The 25265-nt window shown below is 70.4% G+C and carries 22 protein-coding genes and 1 riboswitch; of the genes, 11 read left to right on the top strand and 11 right to left on the bottom strand.

What is annotated here, in order from left to right:
* Positions 1–130 precede the first annotated feature (130 nt).
* The 4 genes from cydD to hisC all read right to left on the bottom strand — a co-directional run bounded on the left by cydD (position 131) and on the right by hisC (position 7731).
* Positions 131–3751, bottom strand: coding sequence for a thiol reductant ABC exporter subunit CydD (gene cydD, locus ACH4U7_RS30100; RefSeq protein WP_398530935.1), 3621 nt, complete (start codon positions 3749–3751; stop codon positions 131–133).
* 22 nt (positions 3752–3773) lie between these two features.
* Positions 3774–4781, bottom strand: coding sequence for a cytochrome d ubiquinol oxidase subunit II (gene cydB / locus ACH4U7_RS30095; RefSeq protein WP_398531031.1), 1008 nt, complete (start codon positions 4779–4781; stop codon positions 3774–3776).
* Between the two features lie 28 nt (positions 4782–4809).
* The gene (locus ACH4U7_RS30090; RefSeq protein ID WP_398530934.1) at positions 4810–6411 is read right to left on the bottom strand and encodes a cytochrome ubiquinol oxidase subunit I; all 1602 of its coding nucleotides are present in this window, start codon (positions 6409–6411) and stop codon (positions 4810–4812) included.
* A 240-nt stretch (positions 6412–6651) separates the two neighbouring features.
* Positions 6652–7731, bottom strand: a complete 1080-nt coding sequence (gene hisC, locus ACH4U7_RS30085) for a histidinol-phosphate transaminase (RefSeq protein ID WP_398530933.1) — start codon at positions 7729–7731, stop codon at positions 6652–6654.
* Between the two features lie 481 nt (positions 7732–8212).
* On the opposite strand from hisC, the gene ACH4U7_RS30080 reads away from it, so the two are divergent.
* From ACH4U7_RS30080 to ACH4U7_RS30070, 3 genes are all read left to right on the top strand, one after another.
* Positions 8213–9313 carry a LacI family DNA-binding transcriptional regulator gene (locus tag ACH4U7_RS30080; protein ID WP_398530932.1) on the top strand — a complete coding sequence of 367 codons (1101 nt, stop codon included), beginning with the start codon at positions 8213–8215 and terminating at the stop codon, positions 9311–9313.
* Between the two features lie 231 nt (positions 9314–9544).
* Entirely contained in the window at positions 9545–10807 is a 1263-nt protein-coding gene (locus tag ACH4U7_RS30075) for a metallophosphoesterase (RefSeq protein WP_398530931.1), read from the top strand.
* Positions 10808–10999: 192 nt separating this feature from the next.
* On the top strand, positions 11000–11971 hold the full coding sequence (locus ACH4U7_RS30070; RefSeq protein ID WP_398530930.1) for a hypothetical protein: 972 nt from the start codon (positions 11000–11002) through the stop codon (positions 11969–11971).
* Positions 11972–11988: 17 nt separating this feature from the next.
* On the opposite strand, the gene ACH4U7_RS30065 is transcribed toward ACH4U7_RS30070, so the two are convergent.
* Genes ACH4U7_RS30065 through ACH4U7_RS30055 form a run of 3 tightly spaced genes read right to left on the bottom strand, consistent with a single transcriptional unit; the run spans position 11989 to position 13508 of the window.
* Positions 11989–12435: a MarR family transcriptional regulator gene (locus tag ACH4U7_RS30065; RefSeq protein ID WP_398530929.1), complete on the bottom strand. Its 447-nt coding sequence runs from the start codon at positions 12433–12435 to the stop codon at positions 11989–11991.
* Complete coding sequence (locus tag ACH4U7_RS30060; RefSeq protein WP_398530928.1) at positions 12432–12926, bottom strand: MarR family winged helix-turn-helix transcriptional regulator; 495 nt, start codon at positions 12924–12926, stop codon at positions 12432–12434. The genes ACH4U7_RS30065 and ACH4U7_RS30060 overlap by 4 nt, the downstream gene beginning before the upstream one ends.
* 36 nt (positions 12927–12962) lie before the next feature.
* Positions 12963–13508: a TIGR03086 family metal-binding protein gene (locus ACH4U7_RS30055; RefSeq protein WP_398530927.1), complete on the bottom strand. Its 546-nt coding sequence runs from the start codon at positions 13506–13508 to the stop codon at positions 12963–12965.
* Between the two features lie 160 nt (positions 13509–13668).
* Between ACH4U7_RS30055 and ACH4U7_RS30050 the strand changes: the two genes are divergently transcribed.
* From ACH4U7_RS30050 to ACH4U7_RS30040, 3 genes are all read left to right on the top strand, one after another.
* Complete coding sequence (locus ACH4U7_RS30050; RefSeq protein ID WP_398530926.1) at positions 13669–14718, top strand: BRO family protein; 1050 nt, start codon at positions 13669–13671, stop codon at positions 14716–14718.
* Positions 14719–14941: 223 nt separating this feature from the next.
* Positions 14942–15610, top strand: coding sequence for a HEAT repeat domain-containing protein (locus ACH4U7_RS30045; RefSeq protein WP_398530925.1), 669 nt, complete (start codon positions 14942–14944; stop codon positions 15608–15610).
* A gap of 6 nt (positions 15611–15616) precedes the next feature.
* Complete coding sequence (locus ACH4U7_RS30040) at positions 15617–16621, top strand: MerR family transcriptional regulator (protein ID WP_398530924.1); 1005 nt, start codon at positions 15617–15619, stop codon at positions 16619–16621.
* Positions 16622–16702: 81 nt separating this feature from the next.
* Here the strand turns inward: ACH4U7_RS30040 and thiC are convergent, their stop codons facing one another.
* Complete coding sequence (gene thiC, locus ACH4U7_RS30035; RefSeq protein WP_398530923.1) at positions 16703–18457, bottom strand: phosphomethylpyrimidine synthase ThiC; 1755 nt, start codon at positions 18455–18457, stop codon at positions 16703–16705.
* A riboswitch (TPP riboswitch) is annotated at positions 18451–18594 on the bottom strand. It overlaps the preceding gene by 7 nt.
* A 69-nt stretch (positions 18595–18663) precedes the next feature.
* Here thiC and ACH4U7_RS30030 point away from each other — a divergent pair.
* A complete protein-coding gene (locus ACH4U7_RS30030) occupies positions 18664–20019 on the top strand; it encodes a YibE/F family protein (RefSeq protein ID WP_398530922.1) in 1356 nt (451 codons plus the stop codon).
* A 115-nt stretch (positions 20020–20134) separates the two neighbouring features.
* Here the strand turns inward: ACH4U7_RS30030 and ACH4U7_RS30025 are convergent, their stop codons facing one another.
* The 3 genes from ACH4U7_RS30025 to ACH4U7_RS30015 all read right to left on the bottom strand — a co-directional run bounded on the left by ACH4U7_RS30025 (position 20135) and on the right by ACH4U7_RS30015 (position 21816).
* Entirely contained in the window at positions 20135–20572 is a 438-nt protein-coding gene (locus ACH4U7_RS30025) for an SsgA family sporulation/cell division regulator (protein ID WP_043487236.1), read from the bottom strand.
* 530 nt (positions 20573–21102) lie between these two features.
* Positions 21103–21321: a DUF5326 family protein gene (locus ACH4U7_RS30020; protein WP_358637690.1), complete on the bottom strand. Its 219-nt coding sequence runs from the start codon at positions 21319–21321 to the stop codon at positions 21103–21105.
* 177 nt (positions 21322–21498) lie between these two features.
* The gene (locus tag ACH4U7_RS30015; RefSeq protein WP_014177917.1) at positions 21499–21816 is read right to left on the bottom strand and encodes a cupin domain-containing protein; all 318 of its coding nucleotides are present in this window, start codon (positions 21814–21816) and stop codon (positions 21499–21501) included.
* 66 nt (positions 21817–21882) lie between these two features.
* Here ACH4U7_RS30015 and ACH4U7_RS30010 point away from each other — a divergent pair, with 66 nt between their 5' ends.
* The 4 genes from ACH4U7_RS30010 (at position 21883) to ACH4U7_RS29995 (ending at position 25229) form a co-directional block, all read left to right on the top strand.
* On the top strand, positions 21883–22263 hold the full coding sequence (locus tag ACH4U7_RS30010; RefSeq protein ID WP_358637692.1) for a phage holin family protein: 381 nt from the start codon (positions 21883–21885) through the stop codon (positions 22261–22263).
* A 24-nt stretch (positions 22264–22287) separates the two neighbouring features.
* The gene (locus tag ACH4U7_RS30005) at positions 22288–22881 is read left to right on the top strand and encodes a low molecular weight protein-tyrosine-phosphatase (protein WP_398530921.1); all 594 of its coding nucleotides are present in this window, start codon (positions 22288–22290) and stop codon (positions 22879–22881) included.
* Complete coding sequence (locus ACH4U7_RS30000; RefSeq protein WP_398530920.1) at positions 22878–24077, top strand: cystathionine gamma-lyase; 1200 nt, start codon at positions 22878–22880, stop codon at positions 24075–24077. The genes ACH4U7_RS30005 and ACH4U7_RS30000 overlap by 4 nt, the downstream gene beginning before the upstream one ends.
* A 255-nt stretch (positions 24078–24332) precedes the next feature.
* Positions 24333–25229 (top strand): LysR family transcriptional regulator, encoded by an 897-nt coding sequence (locus ACH4U7_RS29995; protein WP_398530919.1) that lies wholly within the window; start codon positions 24333–24335, stop codon positions 25227–25229.
* The last annotated feature ends 36 nt before the right edge of the window (positions 25230–25265 follow it).

The following is a 25265-nucleotide window of genomic DNA, read 5'->3' as shown; positions in this document are numbered from 1 at the left end:
AGCGCGCATGCTGACGCAGCGATAGTTGCCCCGCCCAGGTGAGGAGTTGCCCTGACCGGGCTAACTCCGGGTCGGCCAGGTCCTCATCCGGTCCGTCGAGGCCGCCGCGTAAACCCTCCGCCGGGAAAAGTCACCTGACGCCCGCCGCGGCCCCCACCGGGGGAGCAGCCGCCGCCAGGGCGCGGCCCTCCCCGGCCTCGCGCTCCAGCATCCGCCGGAACGCGCCCTCCTCTGCGGCGAGTTGGGCGTACGGACCGCGCTGCACGGCCCGGCCCCTGTCCAGCACGACGACCTCGTCGACCGCCTCCAGACCCGCCAGCCGGTGGGTGATCAGCACGGTCGTACGCCCCCGTGTGGCGGACAGCAGATCGGCCGTCAGCGCGTCGGCCGTCGGCAGATCCAGGTGCTCGGCGGGCTCGTCGAGCACCAGCACCGGGAAGTCCGCGAGCAGTGCGCGGGCCAGGGCGAGCCGCTGGCGCTGCCCGCCGGACAGCCGGGCGCCCGACTCGCCGACCAGCGTGTCCAGGCCGTCGGGCAGCCCGTCCACCCACTCCAGCAGCCGGGCCGCGGCCAGCGCCTCGCGCAGTTCGCCGTCGCTCGCGTCGGTGCGGGCCAGACGAAGGTTCTCGCGCAGCGAGCTGTCGAAGATATGCGCGTCCTGGGCGCACAGCCCCACCAACCGCCGTACCGCGTCGGGGTCCATGGCCGCGGTGTCGCGGCCCGCGAGGGTGTACGCGCCCGTCCGCGGGTCCAGGAAGCGGAGCAGCACATGGGCGAGCGTGGTCTTGCCCGAGCCGGACGGGCCGACGACGGCGATCCGGCGGCCCGGGCGCAGCTCCAGGTCGAACCCGTTCAGGGCGGGTTCCGACCGCCCCGGATACCGGGCCGAGATCCCGCTCAGCACCAGCGGATACGCCCCCTGCGGGGTCTCCGTGGCCGCCGGGGCCGGGCCGGCCGGGCCCTGTTCCGGCGCCCCGTCCGCCTCGTCAGCCACGTGGCACACCCGCCGCGCGGCCCGCCGCACCCGCTGGCGGTGCTGCACGGCCGGTGGCAGCCCCGCGACCGCCTCGAACGCTGCGAGCGGCATGAGGACCACAACGGCCAGCCACACCCCGTCGAGCCGGCCGTCGGCCACCGCCCGCACACCGACGAGCGCCGCGGCGGCCACGGTCAGCCCGCAGGCCAGCGCGGACAGTCCGGCGCCCACACCGGTGGCGGCCGCGGCCCGCCGGGCGATCCGGGTGAGGTTGCCGTCGGCGCGGCGCACCTCGTCCAGCCGGCGCGGCAGCGCACCGGCGACGGTCAACTCGGCGGTGCCGGTGAGCAGATCCACGACCTGGGCCGACAGCGCGCCGCGCGCCGGGGCCAGCCGGCGCTCCGCATGGCGGGCCACCGCCCCGGAGACAAGGGGCGCCACGATCCCCGCCACCAGAAGTCCGGCCGCCAGCACGGCGCCCGCCTCCGGCAGCAGCCAGCCGGTGAAGCCGACGGAGGCCACGCCCACGGCCAGCGCGGCGCCGACGGGCAGCAGCCAGCGCAGGAAGTAGTCCTGAAGGGCGTCCACATCGGCCACCAGCCGGGAGAGCAGATCGCCGCGCCGGGTGTCCTTCAGCCCGACCGGCGCCAGCCGCTCCAGCCTGCGGTACACCGCGACCCGCAGCTCGGCCAGCACCCGCAGCACGGCGTCGTGCGAGACCAGGCGCTCGGCGTAGCGGAAGACGGCCCGGCCGATCCCGAACGCGCGGGTCGCGGTGACCGCGACCATCAGATAGAGCACGGGGGGCTGCTGTGACGCGCGGGAGATCAGCCATCCGGAGACGGCCATCAGCCCGACGGCGCTGCCCAGCGCGAGGGTGCCGAGCAGCAGCGCCAGCCCGAACCGCCCCCGCCAGGCCCGCCCCGACTCCCGCACCCACGCCAGCGGCGAGCGGCGCTCAGGTACTTGGTGCTCCTCGTACGCAGACAGGGCGTCGGGGGCTTCACGGTCGGCGCCCTGGTGTGCGCCGTCCGCCGGGACGGTGCTCGGGGCCGCCGCAACCGGGGGCGCGGCGGTGGGGCCGGGCAGCCGCACCACGCGGTCGGCGAGGGGCAGCAGCGCCGGGCGGTGGACGACCAGGAGGACCGTACGGCCCTCGGCCAGCCGCCGTACCGCCTCGACGACCGCCGCCTCCGTCTCCCCGTCCAGGCCCGCGGTCGGCTCGTCGAGCAGCAGCACCGGCCGGTCGGCCAGGAACGCGCGCGCCAGCGCGATCCGCTGCCGCTGCCCCGCGGACAGGCCCGCGCCCATGTCGCCGAGGCGGGTGTCGGCCCCGTGCGGCAGCGCGTCGACGAAGCCGAGCGCGCCCGCGTCCCGCAGCGCGGCCCGTACGGCGGTGTCATCGGCGTCCGGCCGCGCCAGCCGTACGTTCTCGGCGACCGTCCCGGCGAACAGATACGGGCGCTGGGGCACCCAGGCGACCTGGCCGCGCCAGCTGTCGAGGTCGAGCGACGCCAGGTCCCGGCCCGCGACCAGCACCCGGCCCGCGGCCGGCTCGGCGAATCCCAGCAGGGCGTTCAGCAGCGTGGTCTTGCCCGCCCCGCTGGGGCCGACGACGGCCACCGTCTCGCCCGGCAGGACCTCGAACGAGGTCTCGGCCAGGGACGGTTCGGCGCGGCCCGGGTGGCGAACCACCAGCCCCGCCACGCTCAGCGCAGCGCCCCGGGCGTCCGGGGCGGGCTCGGCGCCGGTGGCCCTGGGCTCCCGTTCGAGGACCGCGAAGACCTCGTCCGCGGCGGTCAGCCCTTCCGCCGCCGCGTGGTACTGCGCACCCACCTGCCGCAGCGGCAGATACGCCTCGGGGGCGAGGACGAGCACCACCAGCCCCGTATAGAGGTCCAGCTCGCCGTGGACCAGCCGCATGCCGATGCCGACCGCGACGAGGGCGACCGACACGGTGGAGAGCAGTTCGAGCGCGAAGGAGGACAGGAAGGCCAGCCGCAGGGTGCGCAGCGTGGCCCGCCGGTAGTCGGCGGTGATGGCGCGGATCGACGCGGCCTGGGCCTTGGCGCGGCCGAAGACCTTGAGGGTGGGCAGTCCGGCGACGACGTCCAGGAAGTGCCCGGACAGCCGGGACAGCAGCCGCCACTGACGGTCCATCCGGGACTGGGTGGCCCAGCCGATGAGGATCATGAAGAGCGGGATCAGCGGCAGCGTGGCGGCGATGATCAGAGCCGAGACCCAGTCGGCGGTGACGATACGGGCGAGCACCGCCACCGGCACCACCACGGCCAGGCCCAACTGGGGCAGATAGCGGGCGAAGTAGTCGTCCAGAGCGTCGATGCCCCGGGTGGCGAGGGTGGTGAGCTCGCCCGTACCGCCCGTACCACCCGTACTGCCCGTACCACCCGGCGCGCCCAGCCGATCGGGCCCGGGCCGCTCGGACCCCATCCGCTCAGGCCCCAGCCGCACCGCATGTGCGAGCAGCCGCAGCCGTAGCTCGGACTTGACGGCCGCCCCGGCCCGATGGGCGGCCAGTTCCGTCAGCCAGGCGACCGCGGCGCGGCCGACGGCGACGGCCGCCAGCAGCGCCAGCGGGCGCCCGAGCTCCCCGGGCGCCGCCCCGTGGACGAAGGCGGCGACCACCACCTCTGCGATCAGCATGGCCTGTGCCACCACAAGCCCCGCCGACACCAGTCCCAACGCCACGGACGCGGCAAGGAACAGACGGGTCGCCCGGGCCTGGCGCAGCAGCCGGGGGTCGATTGGTTTCACGTGAAACACACCACCCGCGGGGTCAGTGACCGGCCGGCTCGGGAATGTGCTGGGTGCCGATCCGCTTGCGGAAGACCCAGTACGTCCATGCCTGGTAGGCCATCACCAGCGGGGTCATTACGACCGCGATCCAAGTCATGATCTTCAGCGTGTACGGGCTGGACGCCGAGTCCGCCACGGTCAGGCTCCACCTCGGGTCCATCGAGGACGGCATGACATCCGGGAAGAGCGCCAGGAAGAGCATCGCGACCGCCGCGGCGATGGCCACCCCGGACAGGGCGAACGCCCAGCCCTCCCGGCCGCGCCGGTTCATCACCAGCGCCGCGAGCAGCGCGACCGCCGAGACCAGCAGCGCGGCCAGCGAACGCCCATTGCCGCTGTCGTGCTGCGTCCAGCCGAGGAAGGCCACCGCGAGCACGGCGGCGACCGGGCCGAGCCCCGCCGCGAACCGCCGCGCCCGGGTCCGGATCTCCCCCACCGTCTTGAGCGAGGCGAACACGGCGCCGTGGAAGGTGAACAGCACCAGGGTGAGCGCCCCGCCGAGCAGGGCGTACGGATTGACCAGATCGAGGAGGTCGCCGGCGTAGTTCTTGTCCGGCCCGATTGGCACCCCGCGCACCATGTTGGCGAAGATCGCGCCCCAGAGGAACGCGGGCAGCAGCGAGCACCAGAAGATCACGTTCTCCCAGTTGCGCTGCCAGCGCTCCTCGGGGCGCTTGTGCCGGTACTCGAAGGCGACGCCGCGCAGGATCAGACAGACCAGGATGACCAGCAGCGGGAGGTAGAAGCCGCTGAAGAGCGTGGCGTACCAGTCGGGGAAGGCCGCGAAGGTCGCGCCGCCCGCCGTGATCAGCCAGACCTCGTTGCCGTCCCAGACCGGGCCGATGGTGTTGATGAGCACCCGGCGTTCCGTACGGTCCCGGGCCAGCGGCTTGGTCAGCACGCCGATACCGAAGTCGAAGCCCTCGAGGAAGAAGTAGCCGGTCCACAGGACGGCGATCAGTACGAACCAGACGTCGTGAAGATGCAGTGACATGGCTCTCTCCGGTTCAGTACGTTCAGTACGCGAAGGTCAGCGGCTTGTCGGCGTCGTCGCCGGCGGCATCGTGTTCCCCCGCCGCCCCGGCGCCCGGTCCGCCGGAGGGCAGCCGCAGCCGGGGGTCCTTGGCCGGCGGCTTCTCATCGGTGTCCGGCCCGGCCTTGGCGTACTTGGTCAGCAGCCGCACCTCCACGACCGCGAGCACGCCGTACAGCAGCGTGAAGACGCCCAGGGATATGAGGACTTCGGTCCGGCTGACGCCGGGGGAGACCGCGTCGGCGGTCTTCATCAGCCCGTACACCACCCACGGCTGACGCCCCATCTCGGTGAAGATCCAGCCGAAGGAGTTGGCGATCAACGGGAAGCCCATGGTCAGGATGCCGATCCGCCAGGACCACTTGGTCAGCAGGGGGCTCATCTCGCGCCCCTTGGTGAGCATGAGCCGCGGCACCTCGTCCTCCCCGGTGCGGAAGGCGGGCGACAGCCACTTCTTGCGCCGGGTCGTCCACAGCCCGATCAGCGCGGCGACGAACGAGGTCATCCCGAAGCCGATCATCAGCCGGAAGCCCCAGTAGGTCATGAAGATGCTGGGGATGTAGTCCTCGGGCTGCCCGCCGTAGGCGGCAGCCTCCCGCGCGGCCACGTCGTTGATGCCGGGGACGGAGTCGGTGAAGTTGCTGTGCGCGAGGAACGACAGCATCCCGGGGACCTCCAGCTCGACGCTGTTGTGCCCCTTGCTCACATCGCCGACGGCGAAGACCGAGAAGGGCGCGGGCGCCTGGGTGTCCCACAGCGCCTCCGCCGCGGCCATCTTCATCGGCTGCTGCTCGAACATCACCTTGCCGAGCTGGTCGCCGCTGATCGCGGTGCCCATACCCGCGATCACGGCGACGACCAGACCGACGCGCAGCGACGCCCGCATCGCCCCGACCTGCTTCCGCTGCTTCTCGCCGAGCTCTTCGCCGCGGTCCTGGCGGCGCTTGGCCCGCCAGAGGTGGAAGGAGGAGATGCCCACCATGAAGGCGGCGCCGGTGAGGAAGGCGGCGGTGAGGGTGTGGAAGACCACGACCAGGGTGGTGTTCTGGGTCAGCACCGCCCAGATGTCGGTGAGCCGCGCCTTGCCGGTGGCCTTGTCTATGGCGTAGCCGGTCGGGTGCTGCATCCACGAGTTGGCGGCGAGGATGAAGTACGAGGACAGGACGGTGCCCAGCGCGACGATCCAGATACAGGCACAGTGGATCTTCTTCGGCAGCTTGTCCCAGCCGAAGATCCAAAGTCCGATGAAGGTGGACTCGAAGAAGAAGGCGAGCAGCGCCTCCATGGCGAGCGGGGCGCCGAAGACATCGCCGACGAACCGCGAGTAGTCCGACCAGTTCATACCGAACTGGAACTCCTGGACGAGGCCGGTGACCACGCCCATCGCGATGTTGATCAGGAAGAGCTTGCCCCAGAACTTGGTCGCGTGGAAGTACTTCTCCTTGCCGGTGCGGACCCAGGCCGTCTCCAGACCGGCGGTCATGGCCGCGAGAGAAATCGTGAGCGGGACGAAGAGGAAGTGGTAGACGGTGGTGATGCCGAACTGCCATCGCGCCAGCGTCTCCGGCGCCAGAGCCAGATCCACGGGAATCTCTCCTTACGGTCTTGCCCGGTCGTGCCCGCAGGGTTCGCCCGCGGCCCCACAAGGGGGAGCTTGTGAACGTATTCACATTCACAAGCAATGATACGCACACACATACGCCCCTTCTCACCGGGGGGGTGGAAGGGGCGTAAGCGGAACGTATCGGTAGGATCCGATCGGCATCTCTGCTGGTTGCGGGGCATTGGCAGCTCGTCGGCTACTCGCCGGCGACCCCGTGGCGCCTCACAACTCCTTGCGGAACTCCTCGGCGACGCGCAGGAAGACGTCGTTCGCCTCGTCCTCGCCTATCGTCACCCGAACCCCCTCGCCCGGGAACGGGCGCACCACCACGCCCGCCGCCTCGCACGCCGCCGCGAAGTCCACCGTGCGCTCCCCCAGCCGCAGCCAGACGAAGTTCGCCTGCGATGTGGGCACCGTCCACCCCTGCTCGGCCAGCGCCTCGCTCACCCGGGCCCGCTCCGCGACCAGCGCCTCCACCCGCTCGCGCAGCGCGTCCTCGCTGCGCAGCGAGGCCACCGCCGCGTCCTGCGCCAGCTGGCTGACCCCGAAGGGCACCGCCGTCTTACGCAGCGCGGCCGCGACCGGCTCATGCGCGATCGCGAAGCCGACGCGCAGCCCCGCCAGGCCGTACGCCTTGGAGAAGGTGCGCAGCACGCACACATTCGGCCGATCCCGGTACAGCTCGATGCCGTTCGGCACCCGCTCGTCCCGGATGAACTCGATATACGCCTCGTCCAGCACCACCAGCACATCGTTCGGCACCCGGTCCAGGAAGCGCGTAAGACCGTCCCGGCCCACCACCGTGCCCGTCGGGTTGTTGGGGTTGCAGACGAAAATCAGCCGGGTGCGCTCGGTGACCGCGTCCGCCATCGCGTCCAGGTCGTGCACCTCGCCGTCGGTCAGCGGCACCCGCACCGACGTCGCCCCGGAGATCTGCGAGATGATCGGATATGCCTCGAAGGACCGCCAGGCGTACATCACCTCGTCGCCCGGCCCGGCCGTCGACTGCACCAGCTGCTGCGCCACGCCGACCGAGCCGGTGCCGGTGGCCAGGTGCTCGGGCGGCACATCGAAGCGCTCGGCGAGCTCGGCCATCAGGGCCGTGCAGGCCATATCGGGATAGCGGTTGAAGGAGGCGGCGGCGGCCGTCGCGGTCTCCAGCACCCCCGCGAGCGGCGGATAGGGGTTCTCGTTCGAGGACAGCTTGAAGGCTGTCGGCCCGCCCGCCGCGGCCGGCTTACCGGGCTTGTACGTCGGAATGCCGTCCAGCGCTCCACGCAGCTTGGGGCTCTTCTCAGTCACCGCGGCTCCTCCTCGACCGTCCCGTCCGTGCGCGGCGCCCACGCACGTCGATACCTCACACTGTATGAGGCATCCTGAGCCCGGCGTATCGCGGTGGGCGAGCCCTGGGGCACGGGCCGTGAGAGCCCCGCGTCCGGGGGTGCGAGAATCCCGGCGCGCGGGGTGCGAGGACCGGGCACACGGGGCCGGCCGACCGCGGCGCGGGATCGCGTACAGCTGAGGGGGAGCGATTCCGCTTCTGCCGCGCGCCGGTGGCGAGCGCCCTGGCGCGCATCACCCGTGCAGGTGAGTTGAGACCTCTTCGAGACAACGACCAATCGACAGGCGTGGATATGCCAGAGGCGACTACTGACCCACCCGAACCGTCAACTGGCTTGATTTCCAAGGGAATTGGCCGAAGCGCTCATGCAGAAACGTGCCTTCGCAGAGCCGAGCGTACCCCCGCGCGAAGGGGCCACCCTCGCCCTACTATCGGCTCGCCATGACAGCAGCAGGGAAGCACCAGGTGAGCCGGTCGACCGGCCGCCGGCTGACACGGGCGGGCATCCGGGACGTGGCCGCCGCAGCCGGGGTCTCGATCACGACCGTCTCCGACGCGCTCAACGGCAAGGGCCGGCTCCCGGACGCCACCCGCCGCCATGTCCGCGAGGTCGCCGACCGGCTGGGCTACCGCCCTTCCGCCGCGGCCCGCACCCTCCGTACCGGCAAGTCCGGCCTCATCGGCCTGACCGTGACCACCTACGGGGATGAACCTTTCACCTTCACCGAATTCGCGTACTTCGCGGAGATGGCGCGCGCCGCCACCTCCGCCGCGTTAGCCCGCGGCTACGCCCTCGTCATCCTGCCCGCCACCTCCCGCCACGACGTATGGTCCAACGTCGCCCTCGACGGCACCGTCGTCATCGACCCCTCCGACCACGACCCCGTCGTCACCGAGCTGCTGCGCCAGGGCATCCCCGTGGTCAGCGACGGCCGCCCGGCCGGCACCCTCCCCGTCACCGCCTGGGTGGACAACGACCACGAGGCCGCCGTGCTCGGCCTGCTCGACCACCTCACCGACTCCGGCGCCCGCCGCGTCGGACTGCTCACCGGCACCACCACCGACACCTACACCCGGCTGTCCACCACCGCGTATCTGCACTGGTGCGACCGGGTCGGACAGGAGCCGGTGTACGAGGAGTACCCGGCCCACGACCCCTGTGCCGGAGCCGTCGCCGCCGACCGCCTGCTGGCCCGCCCCGACCGCCCCGACGCCGTCTACGGCCTGTTCGACCCCAACGGCACCGATCTGCTGGCCGCCGCCCGCCGCCACGGTCTGCGCGTCCCCGACGATCTGCTGCTGGTGTGCTGCAGCGAGTCCGCGATCTACCGCACCACCGAGCCGCCCGTCACCACCCTCTCGCTCAAGCCCCGCCGGATCGGCACCGCCGCCGTGCAGCTTCTGATCGACGCCATCGAGGGACCGGGTGCCGAGCACCCCGTCGAGCGGGTGATACCCACCGAACTGATCGTGCGGACGTCCTCGCAACGGCGTCCGCCACGCACCACGGTGAGCGCGCCGCGCAGCCGTGCCGGAGGTTGACCTGAGGAAGACTTGAGGATGACGCGAGACGCACCCGAACCCGATCCGCTTTCCCTACCGGGCCAATCCGGGATAAAAGACCGCCGAACCGGGATTGCGCCCCGATTGACGGCCCCCTGGTGCGTCACAAGCCCGTACGGTCATTCCTATGATGGGCGGACGACACCGCGGACCGCCCTCGACCAGGCATGGTCCACACGGTGGCACGGCGGCGCGATGGTGGAGGGGTCGATGACTCAGGGGGCCGGTCTGGGAGCCACGGCACGGACCACGGCGGCAGTCCCGCCCGTATCCGCGTACGGAACGTCCGCCGCGCCCGGCCCACTCCCGGGCGGCGCGGTCCCCCCCGCCCCGAACCCGTACGGCGGGATGCCCTACGGCGCGGTCCCGCACGGCCGGGTCCCCCGCGATCCGGCCCAGCCCGCCCCGCCTCCGGCGCCCGCGGCGCACCCCACGCCGCCCGCCGCGCCCGAGCGCCCCGCTGCCCCCGAGCGCCCTGCCGCGCCCGCCCGGCCGCCCGCGGAGTACACGCCCACCGAGCGCTCCCTGCCGGTCATGGGCCCCGGTCACACCCTCCCGGACACCCCGCTGGTGCCCCCGCAGGACCGGCCGACCGTCGAGCTCACCCCGGTCCCCGACCCCGAGCGCTCCCAGGCGCCCGAGGACGACGGGCCCGGCCCGCTGTACGTGGTGGGCGATGTGCACGGCTACCTCGACGAGCTGCGCGAGGCGCTGGCCGCCCAAGGGCTGATCGACGCCAAGGGCAGCTGGTCCGCGGGCAACGCCCGGCTCTGGTTCCTCGGCGACTTCACCGACCGCGGCCCCGACGGCATCGGCGTCATCGACCTGGTCATGCAGCTCTCCGCCGAGGCCGCGGCCGCCGGCGGCTACTGCAAGGCCCTGATGGGCAACCACGAACTGCTGCTCATCGGCGCCAAACGCTTCGGCGACACCCCCGTCAACTCCGGCGCCGGCACCGCCTCATTCCAGGCCGCCTGGCTCCTCAACGGCGGCCAGCGCACCGACATGGAACGGCTCGAGGACCACCACCTCCAGTGGATGTCCCGGCTCGACGCGATGACCGAGCAGGACGGCCATCTGCTCGTGCACTCCGACACCACCGCCTACCTCGAATACGGCGACTCCATCGAGGCCGTCAACGACACCGTGACCGAGACGCTGCAGCGCAGCGACGCCGACGAGTGCTGGGACCTGTTCCGCAAGTTCACCAAGCGGTTCGCCTTCCGCGACGAGGAAGCCGGCCCCCTGGCCGTCCGCGAACTGCTCGACACCTACGGCGGGCAGCGCATCGTCCACGGCCACAGCCCGATTCCGTATCTCCTCGGCGAGGTCGGCTCCGAGGACGACGAGGACGGCGGCGCGCCGACCGTCGAGGGCCCGCACGTCTACGCGGACAACCTCGCGGTCGCCATGGACGGCGGCGTCACAATGGCCGGAAAGCTGTTGGTCGTCCAACTCCCGCTGAATGTCTGAGGATTCCTAGGATTCATACCACGCCGCGCGGGGAAGATAGACAGTTTCACCGACGCGGAGCGAATTCGGGAAACCTACTGTCACCCCGCGCCGGATCGGCTCTACCATCGGCTTATCCGTAGCAGGCTCTCCTCCGTTTCCGCCCCACTGCCCGGTGACAGCCGGCACCAAGGCCCTACGGAGCATCGGGGGATGCACATGAACACCGCTCCGCACCTGCTGATCGAGGACCGCCCGGAGTTCGAGCGGGTTCTCGACGAGGCGCTGCGCACCGCGGACCGCCGCGCGGACCTCAGCGGCGTCGGGCAGCGGCTCAGCACCGAGCAGCTGCGCACCATGGCCATGAACGCCGCGGCGGCCATAGCGGCGTGCGCGGCCGACGAATACCACCACTATGTGACCGCCCGCGAGAAGCTGCGCCAACCGGCGCCGTCCGGCTGGCCCGACACCGTGGGCGACGAGTTCACCGCTACGGATATGGAACGGGACGGCACGGCGGGCGAGGTACCGGGCGTGGCGACGACCGTGGGCGCGGCGACCACCACGGGCGGGTTCGCCGCCACAGTGGGAGACGCCGCGTCAGGCGCGGGACTCGTCGCCGTACTCTCCGTCCTGGCCCCGGTCCTGGCCGGCACGGCGGCGGTCATCTTTCTCCTCGCCGGCTATCTGCTGCACCTGCTCAACCCCACACCATCGATAGCCCAGCCGATGGTCACGGCGGGCTGGCTGTTCGCCGCGCTCACCGCCGCGGGCCTGCTGATCGCCGCCGTCGGCCTTCTGCTCACCGCGATGCGCAACGGCACCGGCGCGATCCGGGGCAGCGCGCGCAGCGCGCAGCGGGAAGAGGTGGACCGCACCAGAGAAGCCTGGCGGCTGGCGCTGCTGGAGCGAGGCGTGGTGCCCTTCCTGCGCGACGCGCTCGCCGACCCGGCGGCCGCCGACGGCGCCCACACCTCCCCGGCCCCGCCCCCCGCGTCCTCCCCGACGCGCCCCTCGTCGACCTACGCCCCCAGCCGGTCCGAGGCCACCGGCCGCACGCCTCACCTCGGCTACAGCCGCCCCGGCTTCTCCACGGAAGGCGACGTCCCCAAGACCCGCCCCCGCTTCAGCAGCCCGGACTTCACCAGCCCGGACTACGGCGGCCCGGAACACCAGCCCGACTAGGCCGCGTCTCCTGAACCTCAGGCGCTGACCAACTCGGCGTTCGCGCGCTCCGTGACCAGCGCCAACACGCGGCCCGCGACGGCAAGGTCCTCGGCCGGGATCCCGGCGTACAGCCGGGCGGAGATCTCGGCGGTCTCGGCGGAGGTGCTCTCGTACAGCTCCCGTCCGGCGTCCGTGAGCCGCACCCGGGACACCTCCGCCGGGTCCTCTTCCAGCAGCTTCGCGACCGTCAGCTCCTCGATCACGCCGCGCACGACCGACTCGTCGGTCTTCAGTGAGCCGGTGACATCGCCGACAAGCTCTTCCCGGCCGATGGACTCGCCCGCGCGCACGACGGCCACGAGTGTCACACTCTGGTGGAACGTGGCGCCGTGGCGAGCCAGCACGCCCTCCACGAGGGCACGCCCGGCATAGTGCGCCAAGGCTATGGCTCGGCCATTGACCGTGGGTGCGGTGGTGGTCATGACTGCTCCTTGTCGTTCTCGGTGTGCGGATCAAGAGGTGCGTCAAGAGGTACGTCGAGCAGGGTCGCCAGCTCGCGGTTGAACTGCCGTGTGCGCGCGCTGTCCTGCCCCCCGAGCGGCTCCAGCAACTGGTCCAGCAGACCCTGGACCACCGTGATCGCGCGGCGTGTGACATCGCGCCCCTGCTCGGTGAGCGACAGCTGCATGGCGCGTGGATCGCTCGGGTCCCGGGTGCGGGCGACGAGCCCGGCGGCCTCCAGGGCGCGGGCGAGCTTGGAAACGTACAACGGCTCGAGCCCTGTGTGGTCGGCGAGCCGACGCTGACTGGGCCGCAGCCCGGAGCGCGACATGCCGTAGAGCGATGCCATCAACGAGTACTGGGCATGGGTCAGGCCCAGCGGTGCGACCGCCCGGTCGACGGCCACCCGCCACTTCATCGACAAGCGCCAGACCAGGAACCCTGCCGTGGCGCTCTCAGCTGCTGAACTCACACCGAATACAATACATGGCCATTATGTACATGGCTACTATTCTCCCGTGGGCCGAGCACCCCGCCCGGTGATCGCGAGCACCCGCGCGAACGCATCGGCCCCGGGCCCCGGATCGGCCCCCTCCCCGAACCTCCCCGAGGCGCTGAGCGCCGACCCGAACGGCACCAGCCACTCCAACGCGGCCTCGGCCAGCCCCGGCTCCGGCACGAAGTCCACGCCCAGGGCCTGGGCCAGGTCCCAGGCATGCACGCACACATCCCCCCAGCGGATCATCACGGCGGCGTCCCCGCTCAGCTCCCCGAACACCGGATGCCGCACCACCCGCTCCAACACCCCCTCCCCCTCCGCCGCCCGCTCCACCCGCGCCGCCCACACCTCGACGGTGTCACCGGGCGCGGCGACAAGCTCCTCACCCGTCAGGAGAGAGGTCGCCATGACGTGCCCGCCGATCACATGGCCCACCAGATCGCGGATGCTCCATTCACTGCAGGGGGTGGGCAGCTCCCAGTCCTCCTCCTTCGCTTTGCTGAGGATTTCGGCGAACTGGGCGTTGACGACGCGGAGTGCGTGTCGGTTGTCCATTGGCTGCTCCAGGAGTCGGCGGTTCAGAGTCTGTGGTTCAGGGCCTGTGATCTCGCGCCAGCGGAATGGTTCACTCCCCACCTTTTGGGCGAACTCGCCCTTAATCGTGGGTTGTTTGCGTACTGGGATGCATAACGTCCGTCATGGAGGTGATGCTTTCATGAGCACACAAAACATTCCGCCGACCCCGGCGGGCAAGCAGGACGCGATCGACATCAACGACTTCGTCTACGCGGCGACCGGAGCCCGGGTTCGGCGAATCACGCTGCCGGACGGGACCCACTGGTTCCCGGCAGTCGATGTGGCCAAAGACCTGGGCTACACGAACACCCGTCAGGCAATCACCTGGCACGTCCCCGAAGGTTGCGTAAGTCTCGGAGATCTTGCGCAAAGCGTCTATGGCCTAGACGCTTCGCGCAAAATTGCAGGTCACGGACTCAAGAAGTCTATGCAGATGGTGAATCTGCAAGGCCTCATCCGACTGGTCAACGGCTGCACCAAGCCGGAGTCCGAGCCCTTCAAGAACTGGGTGACCGACGTCGTGGTCGCCGTTCAGCAGCATGGCTCGTACGAGCTCGAGAAGGCCGAAGTACAGCCCACCACCCCGGACGCCCCCACCGCTTACGCCATGCCGAAGGACGTCGCCGACGCCATCGTCCGGCTCGAGGAGCACAACCTCGACATGGATGCGCAGATGCTCGCCATGCAGCGCGAGACCCAGGAGCTGCGCCGCGAGAGCATCGAGATGATGCGGAAGTCCGTGGAGACACAGCGGGAAGCCCTCGAAGCGCAGCGCGAAGCGGAGCGCGTTCAGCGCGAGATGATCGAGGCGATCCGCGAGTCCACCGCCGCCCAGCGGGATTCGATCGCCGCCGGACAGACCGCCGCTCATGCGCTGATGCAGTGCATGAGTGAGATCCCCGTGGCGATCAACCGGCTCGCCGACCGCACACCCGACCGACGGGACCTGCCCGAGCCGCCCAAGACGGTGACGCCGGCCTCGGTGATCGCCGGATGGCGTGAGCGCAACCTCGTCGTCACCGCCGACATCTGGGCTGTGGCCCTGTATATCCTGCCCGCGATCATCGCCCAGGGCGAATGTCTGTATCCGCTGGGCACCATCGCGTCCAACACGGGCTCACCTATCACCGTGTGCATGACGCCCCGCGCATGCTGCAGAAGCGCGGCTGCATCCGGCAGACTGGGGTGACTCCGGACGGCGCTCCGGTGTACGTCCTGAAGTAGCCCACCGCACAAACACGGCACAGGGGCCCGAAGTCGCAATCCGAAGTTGCGGCTTCGGGCCCCCGCACATTACCGCCCCTCAGTCCGCGATCGACAGATATACGCGATTGCCCGCCCGCCGCCGCGAACTGCCCGCTTGACCTTGACACAGTGACAAGGGCTTCACTCCAGCCAAGGAGGTGGTCCCGATGGCCGTGCGAAGTCAGGACACGGATACGACTCGAGCTCTCCAGGCGCTGGAGGACAGCCGCTCGCAGGTACGGCTGCGGGCGGCGCTGGCGGTCGGCACGACCCCTGACCCGGGGTTCGTCGACAAGCTCATCGAGCGATGCGCGATCGAGCCCGAGTTCTACGTGCGCGAAATGCTCACGTGGGCGCTCACCCGCCACTCACCGTCACTGACAGTGCCAAGGCTCCTCAAAGAACTCCACTCGAAGCGTGCGCAGGGGCGAAGCCAGGCGTTGCACACGCTGTCCAAGATCGCGGATCCGCAGACGTGGCCGGCGATCACACGGGAGCTTCTGTTCGACGCCGACGACGAGGTGGCGCGGGCCGCTTGGCGAGCAGCGGTCGTACTCGTACCCGCGGATGAAAAGGCCGAGTTGGCCGCAGCGTTGGCGACACAGCTCGGGCGCGGCGAGCGTGAGACACAGCTGAGCCTCAGCCGGGCACTGATCGCGCTCGGTGACGTAATCTTGTCAGCTCTGTGCACCGCGATGACGGATCTCGACCCTCGCGTGCGCACGCACGCGGTCGCCACGGAACGGCTGTTGCGCAACCCGGATGCCGGATTCGAATTCGCGATCGAGGAGGCGAAGCGCGCTGTTGCCCTCGGCCCGACCAGCCAGAAGGGGTGATGGGCAGTGCTGATCGGTGATGTGGCCCGACGGTCCGGAGTCAGCGCCCGCATGCTCAGGCATTACGAATCGCTCGGCCTGCTGCGGCCGACGGATCGTACCGGCGCCGGCTATCGCGAGTACTCCAACCAGGACATCCGGCGCATCTTCCATATCGAGAGCCTGCGGTCCTTGGGGCTGTCGCTGCGTGACGTCAGGCGCGCGCTCGATGATCCCGGCTTCATGCCCTCGGATCTCGTCGACGACCTCATCCGCCAGACGCGAGAACGCATCGCAGCTGAGACGGAGCTGCTCACACGGCTGCGTCGGATCGGTGCCGCGGAACCCGACGGGTGGGAAGACGTCCTCCGGATCGTCGCACTCCTCCAGGCGTTGGGTTCGGAGAGCGCTGGGAAGCGCCAGCGCGCGGCCCTGTCCTCAGTCGATGGGGTTCCGGTGCCAACGGAAGCACTGGTCGAGGCAGCCCTGAACGAGACGGATGCGAATGTCGCCGGAGCCCTTCGATGGGCTTTGGCGCAATCGGGCGATGGCGGATTGGCGCTGCTGGCCGAGGGCTTTGACTCACCAGCGGCCGAGGTGCGGAAACGTGCCGTCCAGTGCGTCGCTGAGATTCCGAGCCGTAAGGCGACCGCACTGCTGCAGGACGCCCTCACGAACCCCGACATCGTGGTCCGCAGGTGTGCGGCCATGGCGCTCGGGGCACGTGGAGTGGCCGATGCGGTCCCGACGCTCATCGACATGGTCGTCGAGGACGCGAACGACGTCGATGCGGCCGATGCGCTGAGCGCGCTGGCGAGTCGTCCGGCGTTGGCGGATCAGATCGCCACCCGGCTCGTGGAGAGTCTTGCCCACGGCGTCACCGAATCGTCCGCACGTCGACGGCTGACACAGGCGCTCGCGGATATCCCGGGAATCACAGCGTCACGTGCCCTCGCGGATCTGTCACACGACGAAGACCGTGTCGTCGCGCTTACCGCGGCCTACATTCTCACGATGCGCGACGCACGATGATGGATCTTTCCCGTGGCCCTGTCGGTGGGGACCAGTTGCTGTTGGTCCCCACCGACAAGAAGGCGCTGAGACGCCAGAAGATCAGTCCGTAACAGGCAGGTAGACGCGGTGCCCCGCCTCTGCGAACTCCTTCGCCTTCTCCGCCATCCCGGCCTCGGCCGCGTCCATGGCGCCCCCGTGCTCGCGCCGGATGTCCTGGCTGATCTTCATCGAGCAGAACTTCGGCCCGCACATGGAGCAGAAGTGCGCCGTCTTCGCCGGTTCCGCCGGCAGCGTCTCGTCGTGGAAGGAGCGGGCCGTGTCCGGGTCGAGGGCCAGGTTGAACTGGTCCTCCCAGCGGAATTCGAAGCGGGCGTCGGACAGGGCGTCGTCCCACTCCTGGGCGCCGGGGTGGCCCTTGGCGAGATCGGCCGCGTGGGCGGCGATCTTGTACGTGATGACGCCGGTCTTGACGTCGTCGCGGTCGGGCAGGCCCAGGTGCTCCTTCGGCGTGACGTAGCAGAGCATCGCCGTGCCCCACCAGGCGATCATCGCCGCGCCGATGCCCGAGGTGATGTGGTCGTAGGCGGGGGCGATATCGGTGGTGAGCGGGCCGAGGGTGTAGAAGGGGGCCTCCTCGCAGATCTCCTGCTGGAGGTCGATGTTCTCCTTGATCTTGTGCATCGGGACATGGCCCGGGCCCTCGATCATCGTCTGGACGTTGTGCCGCTTGGCGATCCGGTTGAGTTCGCCGAGCGTGCGCAACTCCGCGAACTGCGCCTCGTCGTTGGCGTCGGCGATCGAGCCGGGGCGCAGTCCGTCGCCGAGCGAGTAGGTGACGTCGTACGCGGCGAGGATCTCGCAGAGCTCCTCGAAGTGGGTGTAGAGGAACGACTCCTTGTGGTGGGCCAGGCACCACGCCGCCATGATGGAGCCGCCGCGCGAGACGATGCCGGTCTTGCGGCGGGCGGTCAGCGGGACGTACGGCAGTCGTACGCCCGCGTGCACCGTCATGTAGTCGACGCCCTGCTCGGCCTGTTCGATGACGGTGTCCTTGTAGATCTCCCAGGTCAGCTCCTCGGCCTTGCCGTCGACCTTCTCCAGCGCCTGGTAGAGCGGCACCGTGCCGATGGGGACGGGGGAGTTGCGCAGCACCCACTCGCGGGTGGTGTGGATATTGCGGCCGGTGGAGAGGTCCATGACCGTGTCGGCGCCCCAGCGGGTCGCCCAGGTCATCTTCTCGACCTCCTCCTCGATGGAGGAGGTGACGGCGGAGTTGCCGATGTTGGCGTTGACCTTCACCAGGAATCGCTTGCCGATGATCATCGGCTCGATCTCCGGGTGGTTGACGTTGGCCGGAAGGACCGCCCGGCCGGCCGCGATCTCCTCGCGGACCACCTCGGGGGAGACGTGCTCGCGGAGCGCCACGTACTCCATCTCCGCGGTGATCTCGCCCCGGCGCGCATACGCGAGCTGGGTCACGGCGGCGCCGTCCCGGCCCCGGCGGGGCTGGCGGGGGCGGCCGGGGAAAACCGCGTCGAGGTTGCGCAGCCCGCCGCGCGGCGTGGTGTGCTTGATGCCGTCGTCCTCGGGGCGGACGGGGCGGCCCGCGTACTCTTCGGTGTCGCCGCGGGCGAGGATCCAGTTCTGCCGCAGCGGCGCGAGGCCGCGGCGGACATCTGTCTCGATCTGGGGGTCGGTGTACGGGCCGGAGGTGTCGTACAGCGTGACGTCCTGGCCATTGGTGAGGTGCACTCGGCGGACCGGGACCTGAAGGTCCGGTCGCGAGCCGGTGACATATCCCTTATGCCAGCCAAACTCGCGCATTTCGGGCGTATGTGCATCCTGCAGAGTCATTGAGACCCACTCCCTACGCCGGCATTACCCGGTAACAGGTTCAGCGGTCGGCGCAGCATGGGGCCCGGGAGCCGTCCCCGGGCCGACACAATCAGCGCCCTCTCAGCCCGGTGCTCCGAGCTCCCGCGATTGCAAAGGTGTCACCCACGCTAACGGTTGTCCGGCGGCGCTGAACAGAGGGCCCTCGCTCTTGCGATGATCTGACGGTGACCTCGACATCGCAGGAGAGCCATGCGCCCGGACATTCGCACAGCCACGGCCCGGCCACGCCTGTCTCCGCCCACCTCCGCAAGGTCATCGCGGCGGTCCTCATCCCCTTCGCCGCGGCCGTCGTCGCCGGGCTGATCGTGCTGTGGCCGGGCGGTACGCCCGACCACAAGGCCCATGAGCGCAGCGGGCTCGGCTTCGACCAGCAGACCGTGGCCGGGCGGGTGGTGAAGGTCGAGGAGGTCAACTGCGCCGACGTCAACGCCCAGCCGCAGCAGCCCACCGAGCCGGGGCAGGATGCCGCTGACCAGGAGAACGCGGCGGGCGCGGCCGGCGGATCCGGCAAGGACACCATCTGCGAGAAGGCGACCATCGAGGTCACCTCAGGTAAGGACAAAGGCCGCACGTTTGAAGAAATCGTCCAGCCGAACGCGTCCCGCAAGTACGACGCCGGTCAGAAGCTGAAGCTGGCGTACGCGCCCAAGGCGCCCAAGAATCTGCAGTACTCCGTCTCGGACGTCGACCGGGCGCTGCCCATGGCGCTGCTCGCCGGGCTGTTCGCGCTCGCGGTCGTGGTCGTCGGGCGGCTGCGCGGCGTCTTCGCGCTGGTGGCGCTCGCGGTCAGCTTCGGGGTGCTGACGCTGTTCATCCTCCCGGCGATCCTCGACGGCTCCAACCCGCTGGTCGTCGCGATCGTGGGGGGCAGCGCGATCATGCTCATCGCGCTCTATATGTGCCATGGGCTGACGGCGCGTACATCGGTCGCCGTGCTCGGCACGCTCATCTCACTGCTGCTGATCGGCCTGCTGGGCTCGCTGTTCATCGGCTGGGCGAGCCTGACGGGCAACACCGACGACCAGACGGGGCTGGTCCACGGCCTCTATCCGAATATCGAGATCCGCGGTCTGCTGCTGGCCGGGGTGATCATCGGGTCTTTGGGGGTGCTGGACGACGTGACCGTCACCCAGACCTCCGCGGTGTGGGAGCTCAGGGAGGCGGACCCCACGGCGGGCTGGCGCAAGCTGTACGCGGCCGCGATGCGCATCGGACGGGACCATATCGCGTCCGTCGTGAACACCCTGGTGCTCGCGTACGCGGGCGCCTCGCTGCCGCTGCTGCTCCTGTTCTCGATCGCGGACAGCGGAGTGGGAGCGGTGGCGACGAGCGAGATCGTCGCGGAGGAGATCGTACGGACGCTCGTGGGCAGCATCGGCCTCGTCGCCTCGGTGCCGGTGACCACCGCGCTTGCCGCGCTCGTGGTCTCCGCGGACCGCGCGCCACAGGGCGGCGCGGAGCAGGGGGGCCACGGGGGCCGGGCCGGGCGCGGACGGCGGCGCCGGGCGCGCGGGCGATAAGCCCCGGCGGGGGGCACCTCCCGGCGGTGGCCGGGCGAGAGCCGAGCCCTGAAACGGGGGACACCTCCCAGCGGTAGCTGGGGGAGAACCGAGCCCTCAAAAAGGGGTGCCCGCGTCAGCCGGCGTACCGGTCCTCCGCGAGGATCCGGTCGAGCTCCGCGTCCAGGTCGCCGACCGGATCGCAGGCCGCCTGCTCCTGGCCGAACGGAACCACCCGGTCCGTACGGTCCAGGAAGGCCACCAGCGGGGCGGCGCCGGCCCGGAACAGCGCCCGCTCGGCCCCCACTTGGAGCCTGATGAAGACGTCCGAAAGCCCCTCCGGTGAGGCGGGGGCGATGCGCACATCGCCCTCACCCGAGGGTTTACTCAATCCGTCCAGTAGCAACTCCCGGGCGAAGGCCCAGCTGACGGGCGCGTCGCCGGGCAGATGGAAGGTGATCTCGACTGCGTACGGGTCGCTGCTGTCATAGGACAGCTCGACCGGGATCCGGAAGGAGAGGTCCTGGGAGACCAGGAAGGTCATCGTCACTTCTGCCTGGACTGTGTCACGCATGTCACGCATCGTTCGCCGCCCCGAGTTGATTGCGAATGGCCAGGTTTGAACGGCCTGGCCTCTTGACGCCATGGTCCGCCTAGCTCCAGCGGGCCATAAGAAGTGAATTTTCAGATATTGATAGGGATTGAGAGGGTGCTGATATCTCGGCCGACTCTGGAGCGTAGCGACTCGACTGCGGGGCGGAGTCGGTTTGCCTCATGTGAGGGACTGGAAATGGCCAGAGTTGCCGCGGCTGTTCGCGCGGCTGCGATCAAGAAAATCGGCGCGGGCGGGCGCATCCGCTCGCCGGGCCGGGCGGGGCGGCGCCGGCCTATGACGTGGGAGTTCGGAGCCGGTTCACCGGCCGCGGCCATGATCGCTTTCGTCAACAGGCACCCCCGGGGTGTGTTGCGAGGCAGACGCCCGGAACGGGAGACGTCGAGCACTCGAACTCTAACCGGAACGGTGCCGTCAAGCTGAGGTTTGGAACGCGCGTATCCCCCACGCGGCGTACCCGAGCCCCGCGGCGGCACAGCCGCCGCGAGAGGTCACCAGTCGCCGCGGGACGACGAGGACGAGCTGAACTTCCGCACCAGGTAGATCAGACCGGCGACGAGCGCCACCAGCAGCAGGGCCTTGAAGACCAGATTGACCACGAAGCCGACCACGCTCACGATCAGCCCGCCGAACACGGCCAGCACGAGGATCGGAACCGCGACCCATGTCACCCACCACGGCAAGCCCTGAAATATGCCCTTCGTCGCCACGTCGGTCCCTGCTTTCTTCGCTGAGCGAGTCGGTCCGGACCGGCCTTGGCGCCGGTCCGCTCCCCGCCTTCGATGCTAGGACGGCCGACAAGCGAACACGGGCCCCGCGTCCCCCGTCCTCCCCTGACCGAACCCCTACGGGACGCGGGGCGGGCGCATCAGCTCCCAGTCGGAGAGTCAGCTCTCCGGCGGGGAGAAGACGACCATGACCCGCAGGTCCTCCGTGATGTGGTGGAACTTGTGCGCCACACCGGCCGGTACGTACACCACGCTGCCGCGCGCCACCTGTGTGGTCTCCATCCCCACCGTGATCGACGCCCGCCCGCTCACCACCAGATACACCTCGTCCTGGCCGTGCGGCTGCTGTGGATCGGTCTGGCCCGCGTCCAGCGCGTACAGCCCGACGGACATGTTCCGCTCGCGCAGGAACTGCAGATACGCGCCGTCGTTCGCGGCACGCTCCGCCTCCAGCTCGTCCAGCCGGAACGCCTTCATTCGCCTCTCCGCCCCTTGCTCCCCGGCCCTGCCCAGCGCGGGGCCTGTTCTGCGACGATCTCAACCATGAAGAATCTTCTCGTCAAGACGATCGCCAACGCGGGCGCCCTCTGGGTGGCCATCTGGCTCCTCAAGGACATCACGCTGAACGGCGAGAACGCCGGCCGCAAGGCGATCACGCTCATTCTTGTGGCGCTCGTGTTCGGCCTGGTGAACGTCGTGGTCAAACCAGTGGTCAAACTGCTGGCCTTTCCGCTGTTCATTCTCACCCTCGGGCTGATCACCCTGGTGATCAACGCCCTGATGCTGCTGCTGACCTCCTGGCTGGCCAACAAGTTCGACCTGGCTTTCCATGTCGAGGGCTTCGGGACGGCCGTCATAGGCGCGTTGATCATCTCCATCGTCGCCTGGGCCCTGCATGTCGTCCTGCCCGATGACAAGGACTGAGCGCCGTCCAGCATGATGGGACGCATGAGAGCCCCGTCGCCCTACCGCGTCTGCTTCGTCTGCACCGGCAACATATGCCGGTCGCCGATGGCCGAATCCGTCTTCCGCGCATACGCCGAGGAAGCCGGGCTCGACGGTCTTGTCGAGGTGGACAGCGCGGGCACCGGCCCCTGGCACGAGGGCGACGGGGCGGACCGGCGCACCATCTCCGCGCTCACGGCCCACGGCTATGAGCAGAACCACACCGCCCGGCAGTTCCAGTCCACGTGGTTCTCCACCCTCGACCTGGTGATCGCCCTGGACAGCGGCCATCTGCGGGAGCTGCGCGCCCTCGCCCCGACGCCCGAGGACGCCGCGAAGGTGCGGCTGCTGCGCGAATACGCCCCGGACACAGACCCGGACACAGACCCGGACGCACCGGCCGCCCTGGACGTGCCCGACCCGTACTTCGGCGGGCCGGACGACTTCGAGGCGTGCCTGGAGATGATCGAGGCGGCGAGCGAAGGGCTGCTGGACGCGGTGAGCAAGGCCCTCGCCGCCCGGGACACCCCCGCACCGGCCGCCCCAGCCACCCCTGTTACTTCCGTCACACCGACCGCCCCTGAAGAGACCGCATGACGAGCAAGCACACGGGCGACGGCACACGGGCCGTACGGGCCGGGCTGCCCGAGCCCGAGGCGTACGAGCCGACCCTGCCGGGCCCGGCCTTCGCCGCCCACTACCACCTGCCCGGCGACGCCGACGTCCACCAGGGCCCGTACACCTACGGCCGGGACGCCAACCCCACCTGGACCCGGCTGGAGCGGGCCATCAGCGAGCTGGAATCGCCGGACGCCGACGCCGAGACGGTGGTCTTCGCCTCCGGCATGGGCGCGATCTCCGCGGTGCTGCTGTCCCAGCTGGGGCAGGGCGACGCGGCCGTCCTGCCCTCCGACGGGTATCAGCTCCTGGCCCCGCTCGGCGAGCGGCTGAGGGGCTACGGCATCGAGGTGCGCACCGCACCCACCGGCGGCGACGCCCAGCTGCCCCTCCTGGACGGCGCGCCGGACGCGGGCGGCGGCCCCCATAACGGACCTGACGAACCGCGGCCTGTGAAGCTGCTGTGGATCGAGTCCCCGGCCAACCCGGGCCTGGACGTATGCGATATCCGCCGGCTGGCCGACGCCGCCCACGAGCGGGGCGCGCTGGTCGCCGTCGACAACACCCTGGCCACCCCGCTCGGCCAGCGCCCCCTCGATCTCGGCGCGGACTTCTCCGTCGCCAGCGGCACCAAGGCGCTCACCGGCCACGGCGATGTCCTGCTCGGCTATGTCACCTGCCGCGACCCGGGGCTGGCCGCCTCCGTACGCGCCTGGCGCAAGATGGCCGGCGGGATCCCCGGCCCGATGGAGGCATGGCTCGCGCACCGCTCCCTGGCCACCCTCCAGCTGCGCGTCGACCGCCAGGCGCGGACCGCGCTCGCCCTGGCCGAGGCGCTGCGCGAGCGCCCCGAGGTCACCGGGCTGCGCCACCCCGGGCTGCCGACCGACCCCGCGCACCGCGTCGCGGCGGCGCAGATGCGCGGCGGGCGCTACGGCTGCGTGGTGTCCTTCGTCCTCCCCGGCCAGGAGCACGCCGATCGCTTCCTGGCCGCGCTGCGCCTGGTCGACGACGCGACCAGCTTCGGCGGCGTACGGTCCACGGCCGAGCGGCGCGGGCGGTGGGGCGGCGACGCCGTGCCGGACGGCTTCATCCGCTTCTCGGTGGGCGCCGAGGACCCGGACGACCTGATCGCGGATGTGCTGCGGGCACTCGATGAAGCCTCGATGAAGTAAGGGGCGCGGTGCAGGGGCGACGGCAGTGACGGAGGTGGCTGCGGCCGACCGCGCGCCCCTCGGAATCAGGCCATACCGGGCGGGCGTCTCAAGCCTCCCCCCTCGTGGCTTGAGACGCCCCGGTTCCCTCATGGAGAACCGCTTGAACAAGGCTAGTTGACTCAGCGTCAGTGTCCAATCACAGTAGCGACATGGACCTATCGGCATATTTATAGTTGGCCTGCGGCGGGGGTGCGTCGAGCGGAGGGGAACCGCATGGATCTGGCCCTCTTACGCACATTTGTCACGGTTCATCGGGCCGGGTCGTTCACCCGTGCCGCCGTTCTGCTCGGGCTCTCCCAGCCCGCCGTCACCGGCCAGATCCGCACCCTCGAGCGTCAGCTGGGCCGCCCGCTGTTTCTGCGCACCGCGCGCGGGGTCGTCCCCACCAGCGTCGGCGAAGAGCTCGCCCACAAGGCCGCGCCCCACCTCGACGCGCTGCTGGAGATAGCCGAGGCCGGGCTCGACGACAGCTCCGCCAACCGCACCCTGCATCTCGCCGGCCCCCCGGAGTTCACCGCGCTGCGCGTCCTGCCCGCCCTCGCCCCGCTCATCAGCCAGGGTCTTGCGGTGCGCTGCGCCTTCGGCAGCGCGGAGGAACTGTTCGAGGGGCTGGCCGCCGGCCACCACGACCTGGCCGTCACCACCGCCCGGCCCCGCGGCCGGCTGCTGACCGCCGCCCCGCTGTGCGACGAGGAACATGTGCTGGTCGCCGCGCCGCGCTGGGCGGCCCGGCTCGGCGGCCCCGCGGTGTTACAGGTCAAGGGCGTCAGCGCGCTGGAGCGGCTGCCGGTCGTCGAGGTCCATGAGAGCCTGCCGCTGATCACCCGCTACTGGTCGGCCGTCTTCGACACCCCGCCGATCACCGCGGGCACCGTCATCGCCCCCGATCTGCGGGCCGTGCTCACCTGTGTCGTGGAGGGCGTCGGGCTCGGCGTCCTGCCGCGCTATCTGTGCATGGACGCGCTGGACGCGGGGGAGATCGTCGCCCTGCTCAACCCGCCGGTGCCGCCGCTGCGCACGTACTTCCTGGTGATCCGGAACGGTGCGCTCGCCCTGCCGCATATCGCGCGGGCGCACGAGTGGCTGCTGCGCGCCGCTGTTGACTGGTGAGTATGGGGTTTCACCGGGCGACGCATGCGGCAGATC

The sequence above is a fragment of the Streptomyces sp. NPDC020845 genome (assembly GCF_044334165.1).
Classification (GTDB): Bacteria; Actinomycetota; Actinomycetes; order Streptomycetales; family Streptomycetaceae; genus Streptomyces.
This window is presented reverse-complemented; position numbering and strand designations above follow the sequence as displayed.